We start from the raw sequence: 22,513 nt of genomic DNA, 5'->3' as shown, positions 1-22,513 counted from the left end.
GCACACTAAAAGGAGATCCATGAGCCGCACCTCCGGCACCAGCGTCAGCCCCCTGCCTCACCCCTTGCACATCGGTGTCAGCACCAAGATGTACCTGGGCTACCAGGAAAGCCTGCGCTGGCTGTCGGAGGTGCGCGCCGTCGTCGACGCACGGGCCGCCCTGGCAGGCAGCGACCGCGTCCGGGTCTTCGTCATCCCCTCCTTCCCGGTCCTCGCCGAAGCGAAGAACATCCTGGCCGGCTCGCCCGTACTCCTCGGCGCACAAAACTGCGCCTGGGCGGACGGGCCTCTCACCGGGGAGGTGAGTCCGGGCATGCTCGCCGAACTTGGTGTCTCGCTCGTGGAGATCGGCCACGCGGAGCGCCGCGCACTGTTTGGCGAGGACGACGACGTCGTGGCCCGCAAGGTCCGCGCCGCGGTCGACGCCGGCCTCACGCCGCTGCTGTGCATCGGTGAGCCGGTGCGGCTCAGTCCGGAGGAGGCGGCCGACTTCTGCCTGCGCCAGGTCGGGGCGGCTGCCAGGGGTGACGATTCGCTGCTGCCCCGGCTCGTGCTGGCCTACGAACCGGTCTGGGCGATCGGGGCGGAGCAACCCGCCGAGCCGGGGTACGTCAACGAGGTGGTGGCACGAATCCGCGAACGGCTCGGCGGGCGCTGCCCCATCATCTACGGCGGCAGCGCCGGGCCGGGACTCCTGCCGAAGCTCGCGGCGGCGGACGGGCTGTTCCTAGGCCGGTTCGCCCACGACGCCGCCAACCTCGGGCGGGTGCTGGACGAAGCGCTCGAGGTTCAGGACCTCGCCTCTGACAGCCGTTCCGCCAGCAATTCCTCGAGCCGCTCGTAGCCTTCGGTGAGGCCCCCTTCCATGCCGGACTGGGCCATGCCGTCGCGTGCCTCCATGCTGGGGTAGACAGCATGCGCGGTGAGCCGGGTGCGGCCGCCGCCGAGGTCAGCGAAGGTCAGGAACTCGATGCTCACCACGTCGGGATAGCCGCCGTACTCGAAGGTTTGGATGGCGAAGTCGTTGTCCCGCACAGTGTGGAAGACCCCTGTGAACAGGTGCGCGACGCCGTCCGGCCCGGTGTGCGTGTAGCGGTAGCTGCCGCCGGTGCGGAAGTCGTAGTGGTCCACGTCCATCCGAAGCCTCCGGGGGCCCAGCCACCGGGCCACAAGGTCGGGTTCTTTGTGGGCGCGGAAAACATCCGCCACGGGAAAGTCGAAATCCCGCTCGAAGTCAATGAAAGGCAGCCCTTCCGGAACCGAGAGTTTCAAGGCGTTGCTCATGATCAGTCCTTTGCCTCCGGGCCGCGCTCAGCGGCCTGGGATTGGAGCACGGCGTCGAGGTTGCGGAACTGCCCCTCGCAGACCAGCCGGTACTGGTCGATCCAAGCGGTGAGAGCCTCCAGCCGTGCCGGGTTCAGGTGGACGGGCCGGCGCTGGGCGTCCCGCGTGCGCGTGACGAGGCCTGCCTGCTCGAGGACCTGGATGTGCTTCGAGACCGCCTGCTTGGTGATCGCGAAGGGTTCCGCTAATTCGTTGACCGTGGCCGGGCCGCGGCTCAGCCGGGCGATGATCCGACGGCGGACAGGATCGGCGAGCGCCAGGAAGGCGCCGTCGAGGTGTCCGTCGTCGAGGGGCACGGTCACTCCCTTGTTTAATGACCCATTGCCGTCAACCTTGTGGTTGATCAACCATTTGGTTGTTTAACCATACGTCCGCGGCGGCAAGTCGGCAAGGGGTCACCCCAGCTGTATCCGGTTTCTCCGCGGCGGCGTGTCAGACGGCGGCGTGCAACCGGGGGAGGGCGTCGACCAGGGGAGCGAGCTCGGGCGTCTTGTGGGCTTCGGCCAGGGCCCGTTCGAGGGTGCCGTCGTGCACGGGCCGGGCCTGCTCCAACAGCGCCACTCCGCTGGTCGTGAGCTCGGTGTAGATTCCGCGCCGGTCATCATCACAGAGGATCCGGGTCAGTAGGCCACGTTCCTCGAGCCGGTTGACCAGCCGCGTGGTGGCGCTCGGGCTCAGGGCAGTCGCCCGGGCCAGTTGCTGCATCCGCATGTGCCAGCCGTCCTGCCGGCTCAGCGCGTCCAGCACCGTGTACTCGACAACCGAGAGTTGTGCTTCGGCCTGCAACGAGCGCTCCAACTCGGTCTCGATCAGTCCGTGCAGGGCCGCGAGGGTCCGCCAGCCTTGTGCGCGGACCTCGACGGCGTCGTCCTTGATACCCATCTGTGTGCTCCTCTCCAGCCGGGGCGGCCGTGTTCGTCCGATGAACGGACTGCAGCCGCAAGATAGTTGCTTGCGCGTTATATTTGCGTATGCAACAATAAACAACGCGTCTGCAACTAATATCTTACGCTTCCCCCATCCCCCCGTACAGTTTTGAAGGAGCCACCATGCCCATCGGCCTGATAGCACTCGCCCTCGGCGGGTTCGGAATCGGACTCACCGAGTTCGTCATCATGGGTCTGCTGCCCGAGGTGGCCGCAGACTTCGCCGTCAGCGAGGCAAGCGCCGGCTGGCTGATCTCCGGCTACGCCCTCGCCGTCGTCGTCGGGGCGCTCCTCCTGACCGCCGCCGTCACCCGCTTCGAGCGCAAGCCGGTTTTGGCGGTGCTGATGGTGTTGTTCATCGCCGGCAACCTCGTCTCGGCCACCGCCCCCGACTACACGCTCATGATGGTCGGCCGGATCATCGCCGCACTGGCCCACGGCGCGTTCTTTGGAATCGGTGCGGTGGTCGCCGCGAGCATGGTCGGCCCCACCAAGAAGGCCGGTGCAATCGCCATCATGTTCACCGGACTGACGGCCGCCAACGTCCTGGGCGTGCCCTTCGGCACCATGCTCGGCCAGGCCGCCGGCTGGCGCTCCACCTTCTGGGCCATTGCCGGCATCGGGGTGCTGGCCCTGGCGGGAATCCTCGCCCTCGTGCCGAAGACCGGCGCGGCCGAGACTGCCCCGGGCGGCCTCCGCGGCGAGCTCAAAGCATTCCGATCCGGACAGGTATGGCTATCGATCTTCGTCACCATCCTTGGCTACGGCGGAATGTTCGGCGCCTTCACCTACATCGCGTTCACGCTGACCGAAGTCAGCGGCTTCTCCGCGGCCACCGTGCCGTGGCTGCTGATCCTCTTCGGCGTCGGCCTTTTCATCGGGAACACCGTCGGCGGCAAGGCTGCCGACCGGAATGTGGACCGCACGCTGCTGGTGGTGCTGGCCGCGCTGGTCGTGGTCCTGGTCGTCTTCGCCCTGACTGCGGCCAGCCAGCCGATGACCATCGCCTCCATGGTGCTGCTGGGCGGTTTTGGCTTCGCCACCGTCCCCGGACTGCAGATGCGGGTGATGAAGTACGCCGACGCCGCACCGACCCTGGCCTCCGGCGCCAACATCGGTGCCTTCAACGTCGGCAACGCCCTGGGTGCATGGCTGGGCGGCGTGACCATCACCGCCGGGCTGGGCTACACCGCGCCGATCTGGGCGGGCGCCATCACCACCCTGCTGGGTTCGGGTGTCATGGCGTTCGCCGCTGGTGCCGCCAGGCGTGGCAGGAACGACGACGCCGGACTGGCCGTGCCGGATGCCGTGGGGCCGGACGCCGTCGAATTGCAGCGGCTCTAACCCGGCAAACGCTCTACCCCGCAAAGGCCCAGCCGGCACGAGCCCTAAGCCGGCACGAGCCCTAACGCCGCACCCCCTCTAACCCGCGGTGGCGCCGTTCCGGCAGACGTCCACGAAAGCCCGGAAAGGTGCCAGCCGCTCCGCGGCGGGAAGCTCCAGGGCCTCAGGATGCCATTGGACCGAAGCGACCCAGCGCTGCGGATCTTCCAGTGCTTCCACCGTCCCGTCGTCGGCCACGGCGGTGACGACGAGTCCGTCGGCTACCCGGGCAACGGCCTGGTGATGGCCGGAGGCGATCTTAACGGTCAGCGGGGACCTCTCGTCGGCACCATCACCGGCTTCCTCTCCGGCACCTTCCGGATGGCGTTCTCCCGCAGCGGCACCCGCCGGCGGCGCATACAGCGCCGCAACCTTGGAGCCGGCGCTGATCGCGACCGCATGCCAGGCCCAGGGACCCAATTCGTGGACCGGCTCCGGCTCCTGGTGCGGCACGGAGCCGGGGTCCATGTCCTGGATCAGGGTTCCGCCGTAGATCACATTCAGGAGTTGATGGCCCCGGCAGATGCCCAGCAAGGGAAGACCGGCTTCGATCGACTGCCGGGCCACCGCCAGGTCGAGGTCGTCCTGTGCCGGATTGACGTCGTAGCACGTTCCGCCGGGCGTCTCGCCATAGAGCCGGGGATCCAGATCGCCGCCGCCCGGGAGTACAACGCCGTCGAGCCCGCCGAGTCCTTCTGTGGACGAAAGCGGCACCGGCTCCCCGCCGCCCTCCCGCACCAGGTCCACGATGTAATCGAAGAGCCCGTTGGCCTCCGCCACCCGGGGGTCGGGGTCCGAGGAACTGCTGAGCCGCAGGGGAATGCCGATGCGGGGACGGCTGGCAGCGGCCGGGGATGAAATCTGCATGACTCATTCTGCACCATCGGCCGGCCCCTGAATCCTGCATCACAACACGGGATTAGGATTGCCGGATGACCAACAGATATCTCGTGTCCCGCAGCCGTTTCATCGCGGCCGCTCCGGAAGCCATCTTCGAGGTGCTCGCCACGCCCGCGCTGCACAGCGTGATCGACGGCTCCGACACGGTCAAGGGCGCACAGCCCCGCGGTCCCGAACGGCTTTCCCTCGGCGCGAAGTTCGGCATGGAAATGAACATCATGCTGGACTACAAGATCCTCAACACCGTCTGCGAATTCGAGGAGGGCCGGCGGATCGCCTGGCGGCACTTCGGCGGCCACATCTGGCGCTACCTGTTGGAACCTGCCGCCGACGCAGCCGGCAACCCCGGCACCCTTGTCACTGAACAATGGGACGCGCGGAATGTCCGGGCCAGGATCCTCCTGCGTCTCGCCGGCTACCTCCGCCGCCATCCGGCCAGCATCGAGCAGACCCTCGCGAAGCTTGACGCCTATCTGGCCTCCGACGCGGCGCCGGGGTCCGGCGCTCCCTCCGGCTCTCTTTCCTGAGGCCAGCGGATGAGCGCTGCCCGCAGCCTGCACCCCAGTCCGCGGACCCTGGAGGTCGAGAGCCTCCGTAGCTTCGACCAGTTGGTTGCCAGCGGCGCCCGGTCCATGCACGGCTGGCACCTGCAGTCGCTGGATCTGCGCGGCAGGCGGGAGACGCTGGAGTCCCTCGACGCCCAGGGCGCCATCTTCCTGGGCTGCACGTTCGACGACGGCGTGGAGGTTGCGCTGCGCGGCGGCGGTGCCCTGATCTTTCCCAAGCTGGAAAAAGTGCCGTTCAACCCTTACCGGGGCCGGCTCTATACCCCGCAGGAACTGTACGCCGGCGTCGCTGAAACCCGCTATGAGGAAACCCTGGACGCCCGGGTGTACCAATGGAGCATCCGCCCGGGCCAGCGGCACCGGCTCGATGCCACTCTCGCCGCGGCCCTGCATGACCACTCCATCGGCGATGCGCTTGATGAGCTGACCCGGTCTGAGCTGTGCCTTGGCCGGAGCATGGTGGGCGTTATGGGCGGGCACGCCGCGAGCCGCGGCTCGGCCGCGTTTGCCGAGGCAGCCCAGCTGGGCCGGCTGCTGGCGCGGAACGGCCGGGTGGTTGCCACCGGCGGCGGCCCCGGCGCCATGGAGGCGGCGAACCTCGGCGCCTACCTCAGCGGGGTCGACCAGGCCGTCTTCGACCGGGCGCTGACTGACCTCGCCGTCGTGCCCGGCTTCCGGCCCTCAGTGTCCGCCTGGGCACGGACCGCCGCCGCCGTCGTCAAACGCCATCCGGACGGCACGCCGTCGCTGGGGATTCCCACCTGGTTTTACGGCCATGAGCCGCCCAACTTCTTCGCCACGCACATTGCCAAGTACTTCGCCAACGCTATCCGCGAAGCGGTCCTGCTCGAGCTGTGCAACGGCGGCGTCATTTTCCTGCCCGGTTCCGGCGGCACCGTGCAGGAAATCTTCCAAGACGCCTGCGAGAACTACTACGGAGCGCCGGAGACCATCACGCCCATGGTGCTGGTGGGTAAGGAGCACTGGCTGCTGCGGTTCCCGGCCTGGCCTTTGCTGCAGAGCCTGGCCTCAGGCCGGCGGATGGAAGACAGGATTTTCCTGGTGGACACCGTCGACGAAGCGCTCGCCGTGCTGGACGGCTAGAAGGGTCCGTGGAGGGGCCGGGGCCCGGTGCCTCCCTGCCCCTAGAGGTCCTTGCGGCACTGGGCGCGAGCCAGTTCGTGCAGACCGTTCAGGTCACCGGCGGCCAGCCCGTCGGGCGCCCCGATCTCGGGGTACATCAATTGGGTCGGGTCATCGACGTGTTCCAGGCCCATCACGTGGCCGAGTTCGTGAAGTATCACGGCCGTTGCGTAGGCCGAGCCGTCTCCGCGTCCCAGATCGGTCCTGATCTGCGGCGCATCCAACTCGAGACTGCCGGTGACGAAGCTTTTGGGTCCGTCACCGAAACTGAAGTGGGTGCTTCCTCCGGTACCGATCACCGGGCCCTTCAGCTGGGGTGCCTGCTCCGGCGTCGTCCACGCGATCAGCAGGGGAGCCCAGCGCTCGCCGTAGGCGTCTTTTTGGTACGGGGCGCGGGACGGGGACGGGGCCTCGGTGGTGGCACCGTCGTTGATGAACCGGATCCCGGTTGCCTTCGATACGGTCTCGATCGCGTTGTTCACCAGGTCTGCGCCGCCCTCTGGGGCCAGTGCGGCATTGACCACGTAGTGCAGCGGCCGGCAGGGCGAATAGCCCACCGGGCTGCCGTCGGCGTTGGTGGCGAGGAACTTGTAGGAGGTGCTCCGGGAGGCCGGTTCCGGGGGCTGTCCCAGCGGCTGGTCCTGTTCTTCGAAGCCCGGCGGCGGGACAGCCGGCGACGCACCGTCTCCGGAAACCCCGGCCTTCCGAGGCACAGCGCTGGCCGTCGGGTGCTCTGCCGCTCCGCGCGCACGGTCCGGCTTCGCGCCGCCGTCGATGTTCACCAACCCGGCGACCCGGGGATCCCCGGATACCAGCCCCACGGCCAGGAACGCGCCTCCGGCGATCACGACCACCGCCGCGAGATTCCGGACCACCCGAAAGCCGCTGCGGGCACGCCCGTGCCGGGGACGGTCGTCCGGTTGTCCGGAATCATCCACTAAGCGACCGCCGCGCCAAACGCCATTCCGAGCAGGTACGTAACAGCGGCAGCGCCGAGACCGATGGCCAACTGCCGCAGCGCACGGCTGGCAGGGGAGGTGCCGGAGAGCAGACCGACGACGCCGCCGGTCAGCAGCAGCGCAATCCCCACCAAGGCGGCGGAGACCACGAGCGCGGCGATCCCGGTCATGCCGAGCACGAAGGGAATGATCGGCACGATGGCCCCGGAGGCGAAGAAGCAGAAGCTCGACGCTGCGGCGCTCCACGCCGTGCCGACCGCCTCGTGCTGGTCTTCGGTTTCGGGCAGTTCGGGCCGCAGGGACAGGCTCGGATCACAGTCGCAGTCCAGCAGCCCCATCCGTTCCGCGACTCGGTGCTCGGCGGCCTCGCGGGACATGCCGCGGGCCAGATAGACGAGCACGAGCTCGTTGTGCTCGAGGTCCAAAGACGGCGCTGCTGCGAGGGTGATCTGCGTGGGGCGGGTCGCTGCGAGCAGCTCACGCTGGGAACGCACCGAAATGAACTCACCGGCACCCATCGACAATGCGCCTGCGAGCAGGCCGGCCACACCGCTGAGGAGCACCACGGCGCTGCTGACGCCGGAGGCAGCCATGCCCATGACGAGCGAGAGGTTGCTGACCAGGCCATCGTTGGCGCCGAAAACGGCGGCGCGGAAGCTGCCGGCGAGACGGTTACGGCCGCGGGTGGCCAGGCCGCGGACGACTTCCTCATGGATCTGCTCGTCGGCCACCATCGCCGGGGTCGCGGAGGGGTCGTTGGCGTACGGTGACCGGCTCTCGGCGCGCTGGGCCAGGGCCAGGACGAACACGGAGCCGAAATGCCGGGCCAGGAAGCCGAGGAACTGGCTGCGCAATGAGGCGGGGCGCGGCCGGCCGGCATGCTCGCCAAGTAGCTGCAGCCAGTGCGCTTCGTGGCGTCTCTCGGCTTCGGCCAGGGCCAGCAGGATGGCGCGCTCCTCGCCGTCGCGGTTCTGGGCCAGGTCGCGGTAGACGCGGGCCTCCGCACGTTCGTCAGCAAGGTATTGCCGCCAGCGCCGGATGTCGGCTGAGCTTGGGGCCGGGGAGCCTGCTGTGTGGGCCGCCGCGGAGCCCTCAACGGGCTTTGACGGGGGCACCGCAGCGGGGCTGCGGGCAGAGTGGTTTTTGTCAGATGGGGCGTGCTGAGACACGGTAACTCCTGGGCTCGAAAGGGCATGGTCCGGCCCCATTGCGGTTCCAGCATACCCCGTAATTTCGCGGTTTTTTGGCTGGCAATCCTCAGCGGAAAGTTTCGGCGAACCTTAAAGATCGGGGTCGTTGAGGCTGGCCTTTGGCCCTGTGACCGGGCCCTTGACCACCGCCGCGCGCGGTGTTCGAATGAAGGTCAGGGCGGGTTCACCGGCAGGCCCGCCCGAGCCGTTTCCCCGGCCCCCGTGGGGTGCCGGCGACGGATGATCGTACCGGACTGCCGCAGCCGAGCGTATGGAGGTTGCACCATGGACACCGGATCAAAGGCTGGCCAGCCGGCCAGGGATTCTGTCGAATCCGATCCCGCCTACGACTATGCCGAGGATGCCCCGGTCGTTGACGTGGACACCGTGGACGAGGAGCTGCTGGAGGAAGCGGACCAGCGGGTCCCACTGGATGAACAGGATTTCCTGGGCGACGAGCAGCCGATAGAGCCCCTTGACGCGGATGAGTTCCGCACGCCTGCGGAAGAAGAGGAAGAGTAGGCGCCGGGCAGAAACGCGCCTCCGGCTGTAGGGCCGCCGGCTGGGCAAATCTGGTCGGCCTTGCAACTTAAACAGCACGACGGCGGTGCCCCCGCGGGGAGGCGCCGCCGTCGTGCGGTCCTGGCTCTTTTGCCGGTGCTGTACCGCTAGTGGCTCAGGGCCGGAACCCTGTCGTCTTCTGCCGTCGATCCGCCGGCCACACGCTCGTGCCAGTTCTTCATAACGGCCGGATCCGTGGGCTTAGTTAGCAGGGAGACGGCGAAATAGACCACTGCAGAGGCCAGCAGGCCGTAGTAGATAGGTTCGTTGGCGTAGATGCCGTCCAGCGGGACCTCGGCGTTGATTTCCAGGAAGATCATGGTGCCGAGGGTGATGACCGATCCCACAGCCATCGAGGCAGCCGCCGCCACACCGGTACCGCGCTTCCACACCAGGCCGCCCAGGATGGCTACCAGCAGGCCGCCCACGAGAATGTCGTAGGCGATGGTGAGTGCTGCAACGACGTCCTTGGTGATGATGGCGATGACGATCGCGACCACGCCGAGGCCAAGGACCCAGAGGCGGTTGGCTCGGACGTCGTGCTCCGGGTTGTCGGTGTCCTCGGTGGTGATGTTCTTGCCGAACCAGCTTGCGACGAACGGCAGGACATCGGCGCGGGCCACCGTGGCGGCGGCGATCAAGGCGCCGGACGCGGTGGACATCATGGCGGCCACGGCTGCGGCAAGCACCAGGCCGCCGATGCCAATGGGCAGGAGGTTGGTCGCGACTTCGGCGTAGACAACGTCCTTCCCGAGGGCCTTGACGTCAATGTCCGGAAGGGCAACCCGGGCGCCGAGGCCGATCAGGGCGCCGGCCGCACCGTAGAGGATGCAGTAGATGCCGGCCGTGGCGCCGCCCCACCGGGCCACCGTGGGAGTCTTGGCGGTGAAGACGCGCTGCCAGATGTCCTGGCCGATCAGCAGACCGAGGGTGTAAACGACGAAGTAGGTGATGATCGTCTGCAGGCCGATGCCGTCAATCTGAAAGAAGCTGGCGTCGACCCGGCTGCGGATGCCGTCCAGGCCGCCGGCGGCGTTGAGTGTAAACGGCAACATCAGCATGAAGATGCCGACGGTCTTGATGACGAACTGGACTTGGTCTGCCAGGGTGATGGACCACATGCCACCAATGGTCGAGTAAATCAGGACGATCGCGCCGCCGATGGCGATCGCGAGTGACCGGTCCCAGCCAAAGAGGACGACAAAAATGGTGGCGTAGGCGCCGGTGGACGTCGCGCAGAGCATCAGGGTGTAGGCGAGCATGACGATGCCGGAGGTCTGCGTGGCACGGCTGCCGTAGCGCAGGCTCAGCATCTGGGAGACGGTGTAGATCTTGAGCTTCTGGATGGTGCTGGCGAAGAGCAAACTGAGCAGCAGCACTCCCGCGCCGATCGCGACCACGAGCCACATACCGGAGATACCGAACTTGTAGCCGAGCCCCACCCCTCCGACAGTGGAAGCGCCGCCAAGGACCACGGCGGCCATGGTTCCGGTGTAGAGGAACGGGCCAAGCCGGCGGCCGGCCACCAGGAAGTCGCTGTTGTTCTTGGTGCGGGACTTGCCCCACCACCCGAAAACCAGCATGGCGACGAGATACGCCACCACAATGGCGATATTGACGAAACTGGGGTCCATTGAAGGCTCCTTGGAGCGTTTTCTGGCAGCCTGGATGAGCCGGCCCGCAGCGCTGCGGCAGGCTCATTAACTGCGTGACGGTAGGTCGAATTGGCTTGTTTTGCCTTTTAGGCAACACTTGTTGCCAAACACTAGGCTGTGACCGCAGTTACAGTCAAGGCATGCTTTCGGTGTCCTGCTGCGTGGTGTGGCCGTGGCCTGAGGCTAGGATTGGCTGCAAGGATGGGCCGCGCGGCCGGCCGTGAAAGGTTCTCCCATGAAGGCTCTACCCGTGGAACCGAGCAACGCTCCGGTAGCGATCGGCTCCAGGATCCGTGCCGCCCGGCAGTCGCAGCGGCTCACCATAGAACAAGTTGCCGACGCCACGGGCCTCACTAAAGGATTCCTGAGCAGGGTGGAACGCGACCTAACGTCGCCGTCGGTCGCTTCGCTCGTGACCCTGTGCCAGGTGCTCTCCGTCTCCATCGGCGATTTGTTTGCCGCGCCCGAGACCCACCTCACCAAGGCCGGCGAGGGGCCGCGGATTTCCCTCGGCGGCCGGGGGATCGTCGAGCGCCTGCTCACGGCCCGCTCGGAGCGCCGGGTGCAGATCATCCAGGCCGTGATTGAGCCGCGCGGCCGTGGCGAGTCTGAGCTTTACGCGGTGGATTGCGACGTCGACGTGCTCCATGTGGTCAAGGGCCGCATCCGGCTCGTTCTCACCAACGAGGAATTCGAGCTGGAAACCGGCGATACCGTTACCTTTCCCGGCAGGGAGCCGCACACCTGGGTCAATCCCACGGACCACCCGGTCGAGGTGCTCTGGGTCCTGGTCCCCGCCGCCAGCCGCTAGCCTCTGCGCCGCGTTCGTCCCGCTCCCGCACCTTCCGCCGCCGCGTTCGCGGCAACCTTTCCTGCACCTGGCTGGAACGCGCCTGGCTCCCCGGCCAACGCTCCTGCCCAGTTACTTCCGCTGGTCTGGCCGGGCTTGGGCAAAAACCCCGGATTTCCGCGGGCAGCCCGCCGCGGGTTGCGGAGTAACTGGGCAGGAGCGTCGCCGCAGGGCGTGGAGTTGCGTTGCGGAAGTGCTGGTTGCAGTGTGTTGCCCCGCGGCGATTACATGGTGTGGCGCGGCCCCTGGGCCAGCACTGCCCGGATCTCTGCCAAGACCCGGTCCGGTTCGAACCAAATATGCTCGGGCATGTACCGGAGTTGGGCAAAACCGTTGAGAGTCGCTGCGTTGTTCCGGCCCAGGTCCCGGCGGAGTGCCTCACGGCTCGAGTGGAACGCAAAGCCGTCCACCTCGACTATCAGGAACCCGTTCAGCAGGAAGTCGACGCGCCCGATTCCGGCCAAGTAGACCTGCGCGTCGTAGCCGATTCCGTTGGTTGTGAAGAGGTGCTGCGCATCGACCTCGACGATCGATTCAGCCCGCAGATCCAGTTGGCGCAGTGCTTCGCGGACTCTGCCCGAGCGGTCGGCCGTGAGTTCGGATTTCAGCAGTTCCAACGGGACGCCCAGTAGCCGCATGGCTGACGTCGCGATGGCGGTGGAGGCCGGGGGAGCGAGGCAGCCCAAAGCGTGCAGCACCACGTCTTCGACCGCAGCCACGGGAATTTCGGCGGGGCCCTGAAACCTGACCGTCCGATGCCGCACGAAACCGCTGCCGTGACCGTGGTTGCAGGCCAGGTGGTAACGGTCCGGCGGCTGCCTCAGCCACAGGCCGTAGTGGCCGGCGGCACTGGCGCAGCTAACCCGGGCATTGTGCAGCACCGCTGCGAGGAATTCGGGCTTGCAGCCTTGAAGGACAAAGACACCCCGCCGTGGTTGGCGAACGACTGCGGCGAGCCGGGCAACGTCCGTGCGGCTGTAGCCCGCAGACAGGAGTTGGCCGGTTCTGGCGACGCCGCCCACCCGGTCCAGATAGGTCAAAAGGTCCATAGGGCCAGTACAGGGTGCACCACCGGTTTCCGGCACCCGACTTTCCTGCTATCTGGACAATTCGGGCTTGGCTGGCATTCATGGATGACTCTCGGGCGGAAGGGGCTGCGTTCCCGCCCAGTTACTTGCCAGACGACCGGCCCGCCCCGCCGTACATCCGCGAAATCCCGGGCTTTGCCAAACGCCGGACCCGGGCAGGTGAGAAGTAGCTGGGCAGGAGCGCAGCGGCGCCACAGCCGGTCGCCGGGAAAGTGCAAGCGGAGTAAACATCTGATGCGCAACAAGCAACTTTCGAGTGTATGATGGCAGTCACACCACCCACTGAACCCCGAAGGAGACGCCTCTCTTGGACGAGCTGCGCAGCGAGGCCAACGGCAACCTTGGCCCCATCGATTCCTCCCGCATCCCGCGCTACGCCGGCGCCGCCACCTTTGCCCGCCTGCCGCGGCTGGACCAGGTGGCCAAGGCTGACGTCACCGTGGTCGGCGTTCCCTTCGACTCCGGCGTCTCCTACCGTCCGGGGGCGCGGTTCGGCGCCAACCACGTCCGGGAGGCCAGCCGCCTGCTGCGGCCCTACAACCCGGCCTGGGATGTCAGCCCCTTCGAGAACGTCCAGATCGCCGACGCCGGGGACATGGCCGTCAACCCGTTCAACATCCATGAAGCCATCGAAAGCATCCAACAGAACGCGCTGGACCTGACCGCCGCCGGCAGCAAGCTGCTTACCCTTGGCGGGGACCACACCATCGCGCTGCCCCTGCTCCGCGCAGCAGCCGAGCGGGCCGGCCAGCCCATCGCCATGCTGCACTTCGACGCGCACCTGGACACCTGGGACACTTACTTCGGCGCCGAATACACCCACGGCACCCCCTTCCGCCGCGCCGTCGAGGAGGGCATCCTGGACACCGAGGCGATCAGTCACATCGGCACCCGCGGCCCGCTATACGGCAAAAAGGACCTCGACGACGACCACCGCTTCGGCTTCGGCATCGTCACCTCCGCCGACGTCTACTACCAGGGCGTGCTGGAAACCGTGGCCAAGGTCCGCGACCGGATCGGCAACCGCCCGCTCTACATCTCCGTCGACATCGACGTCCTGGATCCGGCGCACGCGCCCGGCACCGGCACGCCGGAGGCCGGCGGCATCACCAGCCGGGAACTGCTCGAAATCATCCGCGGCTTCCGCGGCATGAACCTCGTGGGGGCCGACGTCGTCGAGGTGGCCCCCGCGTACGACCATGCCGACATCACCGGCGTCGCGGGAAGTCACGTCGCATATGAGCTGCTCACCCTGATGGCCGACAATGCCGTCGACGGCGACCGGACGGCTGCGCGGAACGGTTACGCCGCGCAGGTCCTCGGCCAGGAGTCCCGCCGCCCGGCAGGCTTCGCGGCGGCGGCGTCCCCGGCTCCCGCCGGAACCGGAGTTGCCAAGTGACCGGCGTGCGCAACGGCGGCGACCTCGTCGTCGAGACCCTGGAAGCGCTTGGCGCCAAGACCGTCTTCGGCATCCCCGGCCAGCATGCCCTGGGCCTCTTCGACGCCATGGGGCGCGGAAAACTGCAGTTCGTCTCCTCGCGGGTGGAAAACAACTCGGCCTTCGCCGCTGACGGCTACTCACGGGCCACCGGCGAAGTCGGTGTCCTGTTCCTCTCCACCGGGCCCGGCGCGCTGACCTCGCTGGCCGGGCTGCAGGAAGCCTACGCCACCGGCGTCCCCATGGTGGTCGTAGCCAGCCAGATCCCGCTCGAAGGCCTCGGCGCGCGCCGCAAGGGCATGCTGCACCAGCTCGATGACCAGAAGGCGTCGGCCGCCAACGTGACCAAGAGCCAGCGGCTGATCCAGCACGCCTCCGGCATCCCCTCGGCCATCCAGGACGCCTGGACCGAGGCCATCTCCTCGCCGCAGGGTCCAGTCTGGCTCGAGATTCCGCAGAACGTTCTGCTCGATCCGATCATGGTGCCGCCGGTGGAGGATGCGCTCGCCGAAGCCGCCGACAATCCGCCCCGTGTGGAGCTGATCCGTGAAGCCGTGAAGTGGCTCTCCGAGGCGAAGCGCCCGGCGATCATTGCCGGCGGCGGCACCCGGCGCGGGCGGGCCGAGAAGCAACTCCTGTCCATCGCGGAGAAACTGCGCGCCCCCGTGATCTCCACGCCCGGCGGCAACGGTGCTTTCCCTTGGAACCACGAGCTCTCCCTCCAGTCCTGGATCGAGGACCAGCACATGACGGAGCTGCTCGAGGACGCCGACGTGCTGATCGTCATTGGCTCCTCGCTGGGCGAAGTCACCTCCAACTACTTCACCTTTGAACCACGCGGCCGGATCATCCAGGTCGACGCCGAACCCCGCGTGCTCGAGTCGAACCGGCCGGGCCTGGGGATCCGTGCGGACGCTGGCCAGGCGCTCGCCGCCCTCGACGAGGCGCTGACCGAACCGCATGGGGAACGCGCGGACTGGCACGGCAGCTCGCCCGAAGAACTGGTCAGGGACACCCTCGCCAAGGTCCGGGCGCGGCTGGAGTCCCAGGACCTGAGCAAAGAACTGAAGTTCATGGCCGACATCCGCGAGGCCGTTCCCGCCCAGATGCAGACCTTCTGGGACATGACCATCTCCGCCTACTGGGCCTGGAGCTGCTGGGACGCCCGCGAGGGCCAGTTCCACTCGGCTCAGGGCGCCGGCGGCCTCGGCTTCGGGTTCCCGGCGGCAATAGGCGGTGCTGTGGGCCTGGAAACGACCGGCAAAACGGGCGGCTCCGCGCGGGTGCTCGCGGTCTCCGGCGACGGCTCGGCGATGTACTCGATTTCGGAACTGGCCACCGCCAGGCAGCACAACGTCCCGGTCACATGGCTGATCGTCGACGACGGCGGGTACGGCATTCTGCGCGAATACATGACAGGGGCCTTCGGTAAGGCCACCGCCACCGAGCTTGCCCGGCCTGACTTCGTCAAGCTGGCCGAGGCGTTCGGTGTGCCGGCGGTGCGGGTAGCCCCGGAGGACGTGGGGGAGGCCCTGAAGGCGGGCTTCGCCGCGGACGGCCCCAACGTCGTCGTCGTCGAAACCCTGCTCAAGATGTTCGCTCCGACCCACCTGGACGTCTAACCCGCGTTACCCCAACAGCGCGAACGTACACTTCAGGCCCCGAATCCGCCCGGATCCGGGGCCTGAAGTGTACGTTCGCGCTTTCCCCGGGCGCCTCTTAGTTTCCCAAAGCAACCAATATGGCGTATTGTTGCTTCGGGCAAACAATTAAGGGGCGTCCGAACATGTCAGTTGCTTCGACCACTGCCGCCAAGCTGGTCCACCAAATCTTCGATCTTCAGCGCGCCGTCCGGTGCGTCGCCGCAGCGAGCCTGCGCGGCGACGACACGGGGGTGGCGTTGCAGGGCGTGCTGCGCTTTGTGGGGGAGGGCGAAACCAGAGCCACGCAGCTTGCGGAACGGCTCGGCGTCAGCGCTCCCGTGCTCAGCCGGCACCTGGCTGAGCTCGTCGACCACGGCTATGTGGTGCGCCGTCCCGATCCTGAGGACGGGCGGGCGCAGCTGATTGCGCTCTCGCCGGCCGGGGTTGAAAAGCTCCGTTCCATTGAGGCGCAACGGGCGGCTACCTTGCAGGGTTTCCTGCAGGACTGGAGCGAGGACGACGTCGAAGAGACTGCGCGCACCCTGAAGAAACTAGCTGAATCCTTGCGGAACTCAGCCCGGGCAAAGACGGCCGGACCCACCGACACGACCACCTTTGTTGAGGAGTAAACATATGGCCAGCCACGCTGCGGCCGCCGGGCCAGCCCAGGCGCCCGCCCCACAATCACAACCCGCACCCCCGGTGGCGATGACCCACCGGCAGATCATGGAGGCGCTCACCGGCCTGCTGGCGGCGTTCTTCACCGCAATCATCAGCAGCACCATCGTCGCCAACGCGCTGCCGACCATCATGTCGGAGCTCAAGGGCACCCAGACCGACTTCGCCTGGGTCATCACCGCCGCGCTGCTCGCCAACGCCGCCACCACCCCGATCTGGGGCAAGCTTGCGGACTTGTTCGACAAGAAACTGCTGGTGCAGCTGAGTATCGTAATCTTCGTTGCAGGCTCCGTGATGGCGGGTCTCTCCGACACCATCCCGCTGCTGCTGACCGCCCGCGTCATCCAGGGCGTCGCCATGGGCGGCCTCACGGCCCTGGCCCAGGCCATCATCGGCTCGATCATCCCGCCGCGGGACCGCGGCAAGTACTCCGGCTACATGGGCGGCGTGATGGCTGTCGGTACCGCCGGCGGCCCGCTGCTCGGCGGCTTCATCGTCGACAGCCCGCTGGGCTGGCGCTGGACCTTCTTCGTCTGCGTGCCGCTGGCCGTTGTCGCCCTGATCCTGCTGCAGATCACGCTGAAGCTGCCGTACGTCAGGCGACCGGCCAAGATCGACTGGATGGGTTCCATCCTGCTCACCTCCGGCGTCAGCCTGCTGCTGATCTGGGTCTCCTTCGCCGGCAACCCGGACTACTACGACTGGTGGTCCTGGCAGACCGTGGCGATGGTCGGCGGCGGCATCGCCCTGCTGGCCCTGCTGGTCTTCGTCGAGTCGCGGGTGGCGCAGCCAATCATCCCGCTGAAGATCATCTCCGAGCGCACCACCGCGCTTTCCATCCTGGCCTCCGTGGCTGTGGGCGTCGGCATGTTCGGTTCCTCCGCCTTCCTCGGCCAGTACTACCAGGTGGCCCGCGGTGCCAGCCCCACCGAAGCCGGCCTGCTGACGCTGCCGATGATCGCCGGCAACCTGATCGGCTCGGTGCTCTCCGGCCAGCTGATCAGCCGCACCGGCAAGTGGAAGCGCTACCTGATCGCCGGTTCCATCCTGCTCATCGGCGGCCTCGGCCTTGCCGGTACCATCGACCACACCACTGAACTCTGGGTCACCGGTCTCTACACCGCCGTGCTGGGCCTTGGGCTCGGCCTGCTGATGCAGAACCTCGTGCTGGCCGTGCAGAACACCGTCCGGGCCGCCGACATCGGCACCGCCAGCGCTTCCGTGGCCTTCTTCCGCTCCGTGGGCGGCGCCATCGGCGTCTCCGTACTCGGCGCCATCCTGGGTAACCGGGTGAAGGACCTTGCCGCCGAGGGCCTGGCCGCGGCCGGTATCCCGGTCAAGGGCGGATCGAGCGGCGGCAGCATGGACCTCAAGGACCTCCCGCCGCAGATCCGCGACATCATGCGCGCCGCCTACGGTGACGCGACGGCGGAAATCTTCATGATCTCAGCGATCGTGGGCATCGTGGCGTTGGTTGCCGTGCTGTTCATCAAGGAAAAGCCGCTGCGTCGCACGGTGGACATCCAGCCGGAAGCGTCGCCTTCTGCGGCCGCGTCCGCCGCCGTCACCGGTTCCGGTGCCGACATCGACGCCGGGGCAGCGGCGCACGCCGTCGCCGCCGGCGGGGCAGAGGGCACCGGGGCGTCCGAGTCGTCCGCCGACGAAGAACACCAAGCCACCGGAATCGTCGACCTGGACCGCGAGTTCATCGAGGTCCTGAGCCGGCAACGCGCCAATGAATCCCGCTTCCCGTCCGCCGGCCGGACGGAGCAGGAGACCAGCCGCAACGACGACGGCGAGGCCCGGGCCGAGCGTGAAGGCGCCCGCCTGCGGGCCAGGACTCTGGTGGCCGACGCCCGCGCCAATGACGCCGACGTCCTGCCGCTGCTGCTGCAGACCCAGCGTTTGCTCGCAGAGCAGCAGGTGCAGCTGGCAGAGGCGCTCCGGGCGGTCCAGGAGCAGGCGGCAGAGCAGCGTGCGATCGCCGCGGAGCAGGCCCGCGTCAGCGAGCAGCTCACAACCCTCCGGCGCCAGTTGGCCAAGGAACGCAAGCTGCAGCGGGCCGCCGCCGACTACATCGCCACCCACGGTCGGCACCGCAGCGAATAAGCACCACCGGACTGCGGTCCCGTGGCCCCCCGACAAGGGGTGCCGCGGGGCCGCTTTTCTGCGCCACACCTTCTGCTTCCGGTCCAGCGGACCGTGGTTGAAGGGACATTAGCGGCCGGAGGTTTCACCCCGGCGGTGGATTTCGTAGAGTAGGACAGCTAAGGCTGTCAGCCCCTGCCGCTAATACTTTTAGTAGCTTTTCTTTCGCGCAATCGAAAACGTATTTTTTTGTGACCCCTTCTTAAGGACCGTGGGCATGCTTGTCACCCTCATGCGGCGTTATTCCCGGCCGTATCTGCCGTATATCGCGGCTGTCATCGTCTTCCAGCTGGCCTCCACCATCGCGGCCCTGTACCTGCCCAGCCTCAACGCCCAGATCATCGACGAAGGCGTCTCCCGCGGCGACACCGACTACATCTGGCGCACCGGCGGTGTCATGCTCGGCGTCGCACTCATCCAGGTGGTCACCGCCATCGCCGGTGTCTACTTCGGTTCCAAAGCCGCGATGGCTTTCGGCCGTGACCTGCGCCGCGGCGTTTTCCGCAAGGTCAGCAGCTTCTCCGCCCGGGACGTAAACGTCTTCGGCGCCCCGACGCTGATCACCCGCGGCACCAACGACGTCCAGCAGGTCCAGATGCTCATGCTGATGGCGCTGAACTTCATGGTCGCCACCCCGATCATGTGCATCGGCGGCATCGTCATGGCGCTCCGCGAGGACCTGAACCTGTCCTGGCTGGTGTGGGTTTCCGTGCCGCTGCTCGTGGTCGTCGTCGGCTACCTGGTCGTCCGCCTGATGCCGCTCTTCCGCTCCATGCAGGTGAAGATCGACCGGCTCAACGGCATCCTGCGCGAGCAGATCATCGGCATCCGCGTGGTCCGCGCCTTCGTCCGGGAACCGCACGAGGCGCAGCGCTTCGGCGAGGGCAACAAGGAGCTCACCGACGTGTCGCTGAAGATCGGCGCCTTGTTCGTCCTGATGTTTCCGGCAATCGGCATGATTCTGCACATTTCCACCGCCGCCGTGCTCTGGTTCGGCGGCCAGCGCGTCGACGCCGGTGAGATGCAGGTGGGGTCGCTGACGGCGTTCCTGCAGTACCTGCTGCAGATCCTGATGGCCGTCATGATGGGCACGTTCATGGCGATGATGATTCCGCGCGCCTCGGTCTGCGCGGACCGGATCGGCGAGGTGCTCGACGTCGAACCCTCCATCCACGAGCCGCTCACCCCGGTGGCCCCCGCCGCACGAGCCGGACGGGTGGAATTCCGGAACGTCTCCTTCGCCTACCCTGGTGCTGAGGCACCGGTGCTCAGTGACATCAGCTTCACCGCCGAACCGGGCCAGACCGTCGCGATCATCGGTTCCACCGGCGCGGGCAAGACCACGCTGCTGGCCCTGCTGCCTCGGCTCTTCGACGCCGCCTCGGGCGAGGTGCTGCTCGACGGCGTCCCGGTCACCCAGCTGGACCGCGCCGACATCACCGGACGCGTAGCAATGGTGCCGCAACGGCCGTACCTGTTCTCCGGCACCATCGAGCACAACCTTCGCTTCGGCAAGTCCGAGGCCACCGATGAGGAACTCTGGGACGCCCTCACCGTCGCCCAGGCCGCCGACTTCGTCCGCGAGAAGAAGAATGGGCTCGACGCCCGGATTTCGCAGGGCGGCACTAACGTCTCCGGTGGCCAACGCCAGCGGCTCTGCATCGCCCGCGCCCTCGTGGTCCAACCAAAGGTCTTCCTGTTCGATGACTCCTTCTCCGCCCTGGACGTCGCCACTGACGCCCTGCTCCGGAGGGCCCTTAAGGCCAAAACCGCGGACGCCACCGTCATCATCGTGGGCCAGCGCGTCTCCACCATCGCCGACGCGGACCAGATCCTGGTGCTGGACAAGGGCCGGATCGTGGACCGCGGCACCCATGAGGAGCTCCTAACGAGCTCCAGCACCTACCAGGAAATCGTCGAATCCCAGCTGACCGCGGAGGCCATCGCGTGAGCACCAACGAAAAGCTCAGCTCGGCCGCTGCCGACGAAGTGAGCGCGCAAACCCCCGAAGAGGACTTCGTCGAGGAGGAATTCACCCCCGGCGAGGCCGACGGCGGCATGTTCGGCGCCATGCCCGCCAAGAAGGCCCAGCATTTCTGGCCCTCCGCCAAACGCCTCATGGGCCTGCTCAAACCCGAACGCGCCGGCATCGTCGCCGTGCTCGCGATGGTGACTGTCGCCGTCGTGCTCAACGTGATCGCGCCACGCATCCTGGGCCAGGCTATGGACGTGATCTTCGGCGGGGTGGTCGGCAAGCAGCTGCCGGCGGGTGCCTCCAAGGAGCAGTTCATTGCCGGCCTGCGCTCCCAGGGCCAGGACAATTTCGCCGACATGCTGGCCAGGATGGACGTCACCCCAGGGGTGGGCATCGACTTCCAGAAGCTGGCCTTCCTGATCAGCGTCGTGCTGGTGATGTACTTCGTCGCCAATGTGTTCCTGTGGCTGCAGGGCTATGTGCTGAACGTGCTCGTCATGCGGGTGGTCCGCCGGCTCCGGGACGACACCGAGAACAAGCTCAACCGGCTGCCGCTGAACTACTTCGACACCCGCCAGCGCGGTGACACGCTTTCCCGGGTGACCAACGACGTCGACAACATCCAGCAGGCGCTGCAGCAGGCCTTCGCGCAGCTGGTGAATTCGGCACTGACGGTAATCGGCATCGTGATCATGATGTTCATCGTGTCCTGGCAGCTGGCCCTGATCGCCCTTGTCGCGCTGCCGCTCTCGGGCGCCGCCGCCGGGATTATCGGCGCCCGCAGCCAGAAGCTTTTCGCCGCCCAATGGAAGAACACCGGGGAGCTGAACGGCCAGATCGAGGAGTCATTCTCCGGCCACGACCTGGTCCGCGTGTTCGGCCGCGACGCCGACATGCTGGCCCGCTTCGACGAGCGCAACGAGGAGCTCTACCGGGCAAGCTTCGGCGCCCAGTTTGTCTCCGGGATGATCATGCCCGTCATGCAGTTTGTCTCCTACCTCAGCTACGTGGGGATCGCCGTCGTCGGCGGCCTGCGGGTAGCGTCCGGCGGCATGAGCCTCGGCGACGCGACGGCGTTCATCCAGTACTCGCGCGAGTTCACCCAGCCGCTCGGACAGATGGCCGGCATGGCGAACATGCTGCAGTCCGGCGTGGCCTCCGCCGAGCGGGTCTTCGAGTTCCTCGACGCCGACGAACAGGACCCGGAGACCGCCACCGCGCACCTCCCCGCCAAGACCGACGGGCACGTTGAATTCCGGCACGTCACCTTCAGCTACACCCCGGACAAACCGTTGATCGAGGATCTGTCCTTCAACGCCGAGCCCGGCCACACGGTTGCCATCGTCGGCCCGACCGGCGCAGGCAAGACCACCCTCGTGAACCTCGTGATGCGCTTCTACGAGCTCAACTCCGGCAGCATCACGCTCGACGGCGTCGACATCACCCGGCTCAGTCGGGCCGAACTGCGGTCCAAAGTCGGCATGGTCCTGCAGGATGCCTGGCTTTTCGGCGGCACCATCTACGAGAACATCCGCTACGGCAAGCTCGACGCCACCGAGGAGCAAATCCTGGCGGCGGCGAAGGCCACCTTCGTCGACCGCTTCGTGCGCGCGCTGCCGGACGGCTACAACACGGTCATCGACGAGGAAGGAAACAACGTCAGCGCGGGTGAGAAGCAGCTGATCACCATCGCCCGGGCGTTCGTGGCCAACCCTTCGCTGCTGATCCTGGACGAGGCCACCAGCTCGGTGGACACCCGCACCGAAGCCCTGGTCCAAAAGGCCATGGCTGCGCTGCGGACCGAGCGCACCAGCTTCGTGATCGCCCACCGCCTCTCCACCATCCGGGACGCGGACACCATCCTGGTGATGGAGGCCGGCCGGATCGTCGAACAGGGCCGGCACGCGGAGCTGCTGGAACTCCAGGGCGCGTACTACCGCCTGTACATGTCCCAGTTCGCCGGCGAAGACGCAGGGGAGACCCTTGCGGACAACGCCGCCGAGGAACCGACGGCGGTGCACAGCTGAGCGCCGCGACGGCCCCCGGCGGCAGCACCGGCGCTGAGG

Annotated in this window: 20 protein-coding genes; 12 read left to right on the top strand and 8 right to left on the bottom strand. The window is 67.2% G+C overall.

What is annotated here, in order from left to right; all coding sequences use genetic code 11:
• Positions 1-19: 19 nt before the first annotated feature.
• Positions 20-844 carry a triose-phosphate isomerase family protein gene (locus QFZ61_RS00250; protein WP_307032239.1) on the top strand — a complete coding sequence of 275 codons (825 nt, stop codon included), beginning with the start codon at positions 20-22 and terminating at the stop codon, positions 842-844.
• Here QFZ61_RS00250 and QFZ61_RS00245 read toward each other — a convergent pair.
• From QFZ61_RS00245 to QFZ61_RS00235, 3 genes are all read right to left on the bottom strand, one after another.
• Complete coding sequence (locus QFZ61_RS00245) at positions 790-1,284, bottom strand: SRPBCC family protein (RefSeq protein ID WP_307032237.1); 495 nt, start codon at positions 1,282-1,284, stop codon at positions 790-792. The genes QFZ61_RS00250 and QFZ61_RS00245 overlap by 55 nt on opposite strands.
• A 2-nt stretch (positions 1,285-1,286) precedes the next feature.
• Positions 1,287-1,640 carry a helix-turn-helix transcriptional regulator gene (locus QFZ61_RS00240; protein ID WP_307032235.1) on the bottom strand — a complete coding sequence of 118 codons (354 nt, stop codon included), beginning with the start codon at positions 1,638-1,640 and terminating at the stop codon, positions 1,287-1,289.
• A 136-nt stretch (positions 1,641-1,776) separates the two neighbouring features.
• Entirely contained in the window at positions 1,777-2,226 is a 450-nt protein-coding gene (locus QFZ61_RS00235) for a MarR family winged helix-turn-helix transcriptional regulator (RefSeq protein ID WP_307032233.1), read from the bottom strand.
• 167 nt (positions 2,227-2,393) lie between these two features.
• Here QFZ61_RS00235 and QFZ61_RS00230 point away from each other — a divergent pair, with 167 nt between their 5' ends.
• Positions 2,394-3,614 carry an MFS transporter gene (locus tag QFZ61_RS00230; protein ID WP_307032232.1) on the top strand — a complete coding sequence of 407 codons (1,221 nt, stop codon included), beginning with the start codon at positions 2,394-2,396 and terminating at the stop codon, positions 3,612-3,614.
• Between the two features lie 78 nt (positions 3,615-3,692).
• Here the strand turns inward: QFZ61_RS00230 and QFZ61_RS00225 are convergent, their stop codons facing one another.
• A complete protein-coding gene (locus tag QFZ61_RS00225) occupies positions 3,693-4,520 on the bottom strand; it encodes a gamma-glutamyl-gamma-aminobutyrate hydrolase family protein (RefSeq protein ID WP_307032230.1) in 828 nt (275 codons plus the stop codon).
• Between the two features lie 65 nt (positions 4,521-4,585).
• Between QFZ61_RS00225 and QFZ61_RS00220 the strand changes: the two genes are divergently transcribed.
• Both QFZ61_RS00220 and QFZ61_RS00215 read left to right on the top strand, forming a co-directional pair.
• Positions 4,586-5,080 (top strand): polyketide cyclase / dehydrase and lipid transport, encoded by a 495-nt coding sequence (locus tag QFZ61_RS00220; RefSeq protein WP_307032228.1) that lies wholly within the window; start codon positions 4,586-4,588, stop codon positions 5,078-5,080.
• A gap of 9 nt (positions 5,081-5,089) precedes the next feature.
• Positions 5,090-6,223: an LOG family protein gene (locus QFZ61_RS00215; protein WP_307032226.1), complete on the top strand. Its 1,134-nt coding sequence runs from the start codon at positions 5,090-5,092 to the stop codon at positions 6,221-6,223.
• Positions 6,224-6,264: 41 nt separating this feature from the next.
• Here QFZ61_RS00215 and QFZ61_RS00210 read toward each other — a convergent pair whose 3' ends face one another.
• Positions 6,265-7,200: a matrixin family metalloprotease gene (locus QFZ61_RS00210; protein ID WP_307032225.1), complete on the bottom strand. Its 936-nt coding sequence runs from the start codon at positions 7,198-7,200 to the stop codon at positions 6,265-6,267.
• The gene (locus QFZ61_RS00205) at positions 7,200-8,390 is read right to left on the bottom strand and encodes a VIT1/CCC1 transporter family protein (RefSeq protein WP_307032223.1); all 1,191 of its coding nucleotides are present in this window, start codon (positions 8,388-8,390) and stop codon (positions 7,200-7,202) included. The genes QFZ61_RS00210 and QFZ61_RS00205 overlap by 1 nt, the downstream gene beginning before the upstream one ends.
• 306 nt (positions 8,391-8,696) lie before the next feature.
• Here QFZ61_RS00205 and QFZ61_RS00200 point away from each other — a divergent pair, with 306 nt between their 5' ends.
• The gene (locus QFZ61_RS00200) at positions 8,697-8,933 is read left to right on the top strand and encodes a hypothetical protein (RefSeq protein WP_307032221.1); all 237 of its coding nucleotides are present in this window, start codon (positions 8,697-8,699) and stop codon (positions 8,931-8,933) included.
• A 146-nt stretch (positions 8,934-9,079) separates the two neighbouring features.
• Here QFZ61_RS00200 and QFZ61_RS00195 read toward each other — a convergent pair whose 3' ends face one another.
• Complete coding sequence (locus QFZ61_RS00195) at positions 9,080-10,606, bottom strand: sodium:solute symporter (RefSeq protein WP_307032219.1); 1,527 nt, start codon at positions 10,604-10,606, stop codon at positions 9,080-9,082.
• A 256-nt stretch (positions 10,607-10,862) separates the two neighbouring features.
• Here QFZ61_RS00195 and QFZ61_RS00190 point away from each other — a divergent pair, with 256 nt between their 5' ends.
• Positions 10,863-11,438: a helix-turn-helix domain-containing protein gene (locus tag QFZ61_RS00190; protein ID WP_307032217.1), complete on the top strand. Its 576-nt coding sequence runs from the start codon at positions 10,863-10,865 to the stop codon at positions 11,436-11,438.
• A gap of 263 nt (positions 11,439-11,701) precedes the next feature.
• Here the strand turns inward: QFZ61_RS00190 and QFZ61_RS00185 are convergent, their stop codons facing one another.
• A complete protein-coding gene (locus QFZ61_RS00185) occupies positions 11,702-12,526 on the bottom strand; it encodes a type IV toxin-antitoxin system AbiEi family antitoxin domain-containing protein (RefSeq protein WP_307032215.1) in 825 nt (274 codons plus the stop codon).
• Positions 12,527-12,872: 346 nt separating this feature from the next.
• On the opposite strand from QFZ61_RS00185, the gene speB reads away from it, so the two are divergent.
• The 6 genes from speB to QFZ61_RS00155 all read left to right on the top strand — a co-directional run bounded on the left by speB (position 12,873) and on the right by QFZ61_RS00155 (position 22,474).
• A complete protein-coding gene (gene speB, locus QFZ61_RS00180) occupies positions 12,873-13,964 on the top strand; it encodes an agmatinase (RefSeq protein WP_307032213.1) in 1,092 nt (363 codons plus the stop codon).
• Positions 13,961-15,625: a thiamine pyrophosphate-binding protein gene (locus tag QFZ61_RS00175; protein WP_307032212.1), complete on the top strand. Its 1,665-nt coding sequence runs from the start codon at positions 13,961-13,963 to the stop codon at positions 15,623-15,625. Before speB ends, QFZ61_RS00175 begins: the two co-directional genes overlap by 4 nt.
• 164 nt (positions 15,626-15,789) lie before the next feature.
• Positions 15,790-16,275, top strand: a complete 486-nt coding sequence (locus QFZ61_RS00170) for a MarR family winged helix-turn-helix transcriptional regulator (RefSeq protein ID WP_307032210.1) — start codon at positions 15,790-15,792, stop codon at positions 16,273-16,275.
• Positions 16,276-16,279: 4 nt separating this feature from the next.
• Positions 16,280-18,433 carry an MFS transporter gene (locus QFZ61_RS00165; RefSeq protein WP_307032208.1) on the top strand — a complete coding sequence of 718 codons (2,154 nt, stop codon included), beginning with the start codon at positions 16,280-16,282 and terminating at the stop codon, positions 18,431-18,433.
• Positions 18,434-18,689: 256 nt separating this feature from the next.
• A complete protein-coding gene (locus QFZ61_RS00160; RefSeq protein ID WP_307032206.1) occupies positions 18,690-20,423 on the top strand; it encodes an ABC transporter ATP-binding protein in 1,734 nt (577 codons plus the stop codon).
• Positions 20,424-20,530: 107 nt separating this feature from the next.
• A complete protein-coding gene (locus QFZ61_RS00155; protein WP_307037932.1) occupies positions 20,531-22,474 on the top strand; it encodes an ABC transporter ATP-binding protein in 1,944 nt (647 codons plus the stop codon).
• Positions 22,475-22,513: the final 39 nt, after the last annotated feature.

Origin of the sequence: Arthrobacter sp. B3I4, assembly GCF_030816855.1 — a bacterium.
Classification (GTDB): Bacteria; Actinomycetota; Actinomycetes; order Actinomycetales; family Micrococcaceae; genus Arthrobacter.
The sequence above is the reverse complement of the archived record's forward strand: the minus strand, read 5'-3'. Positions and strand labels throughout refer to the sequence as shown.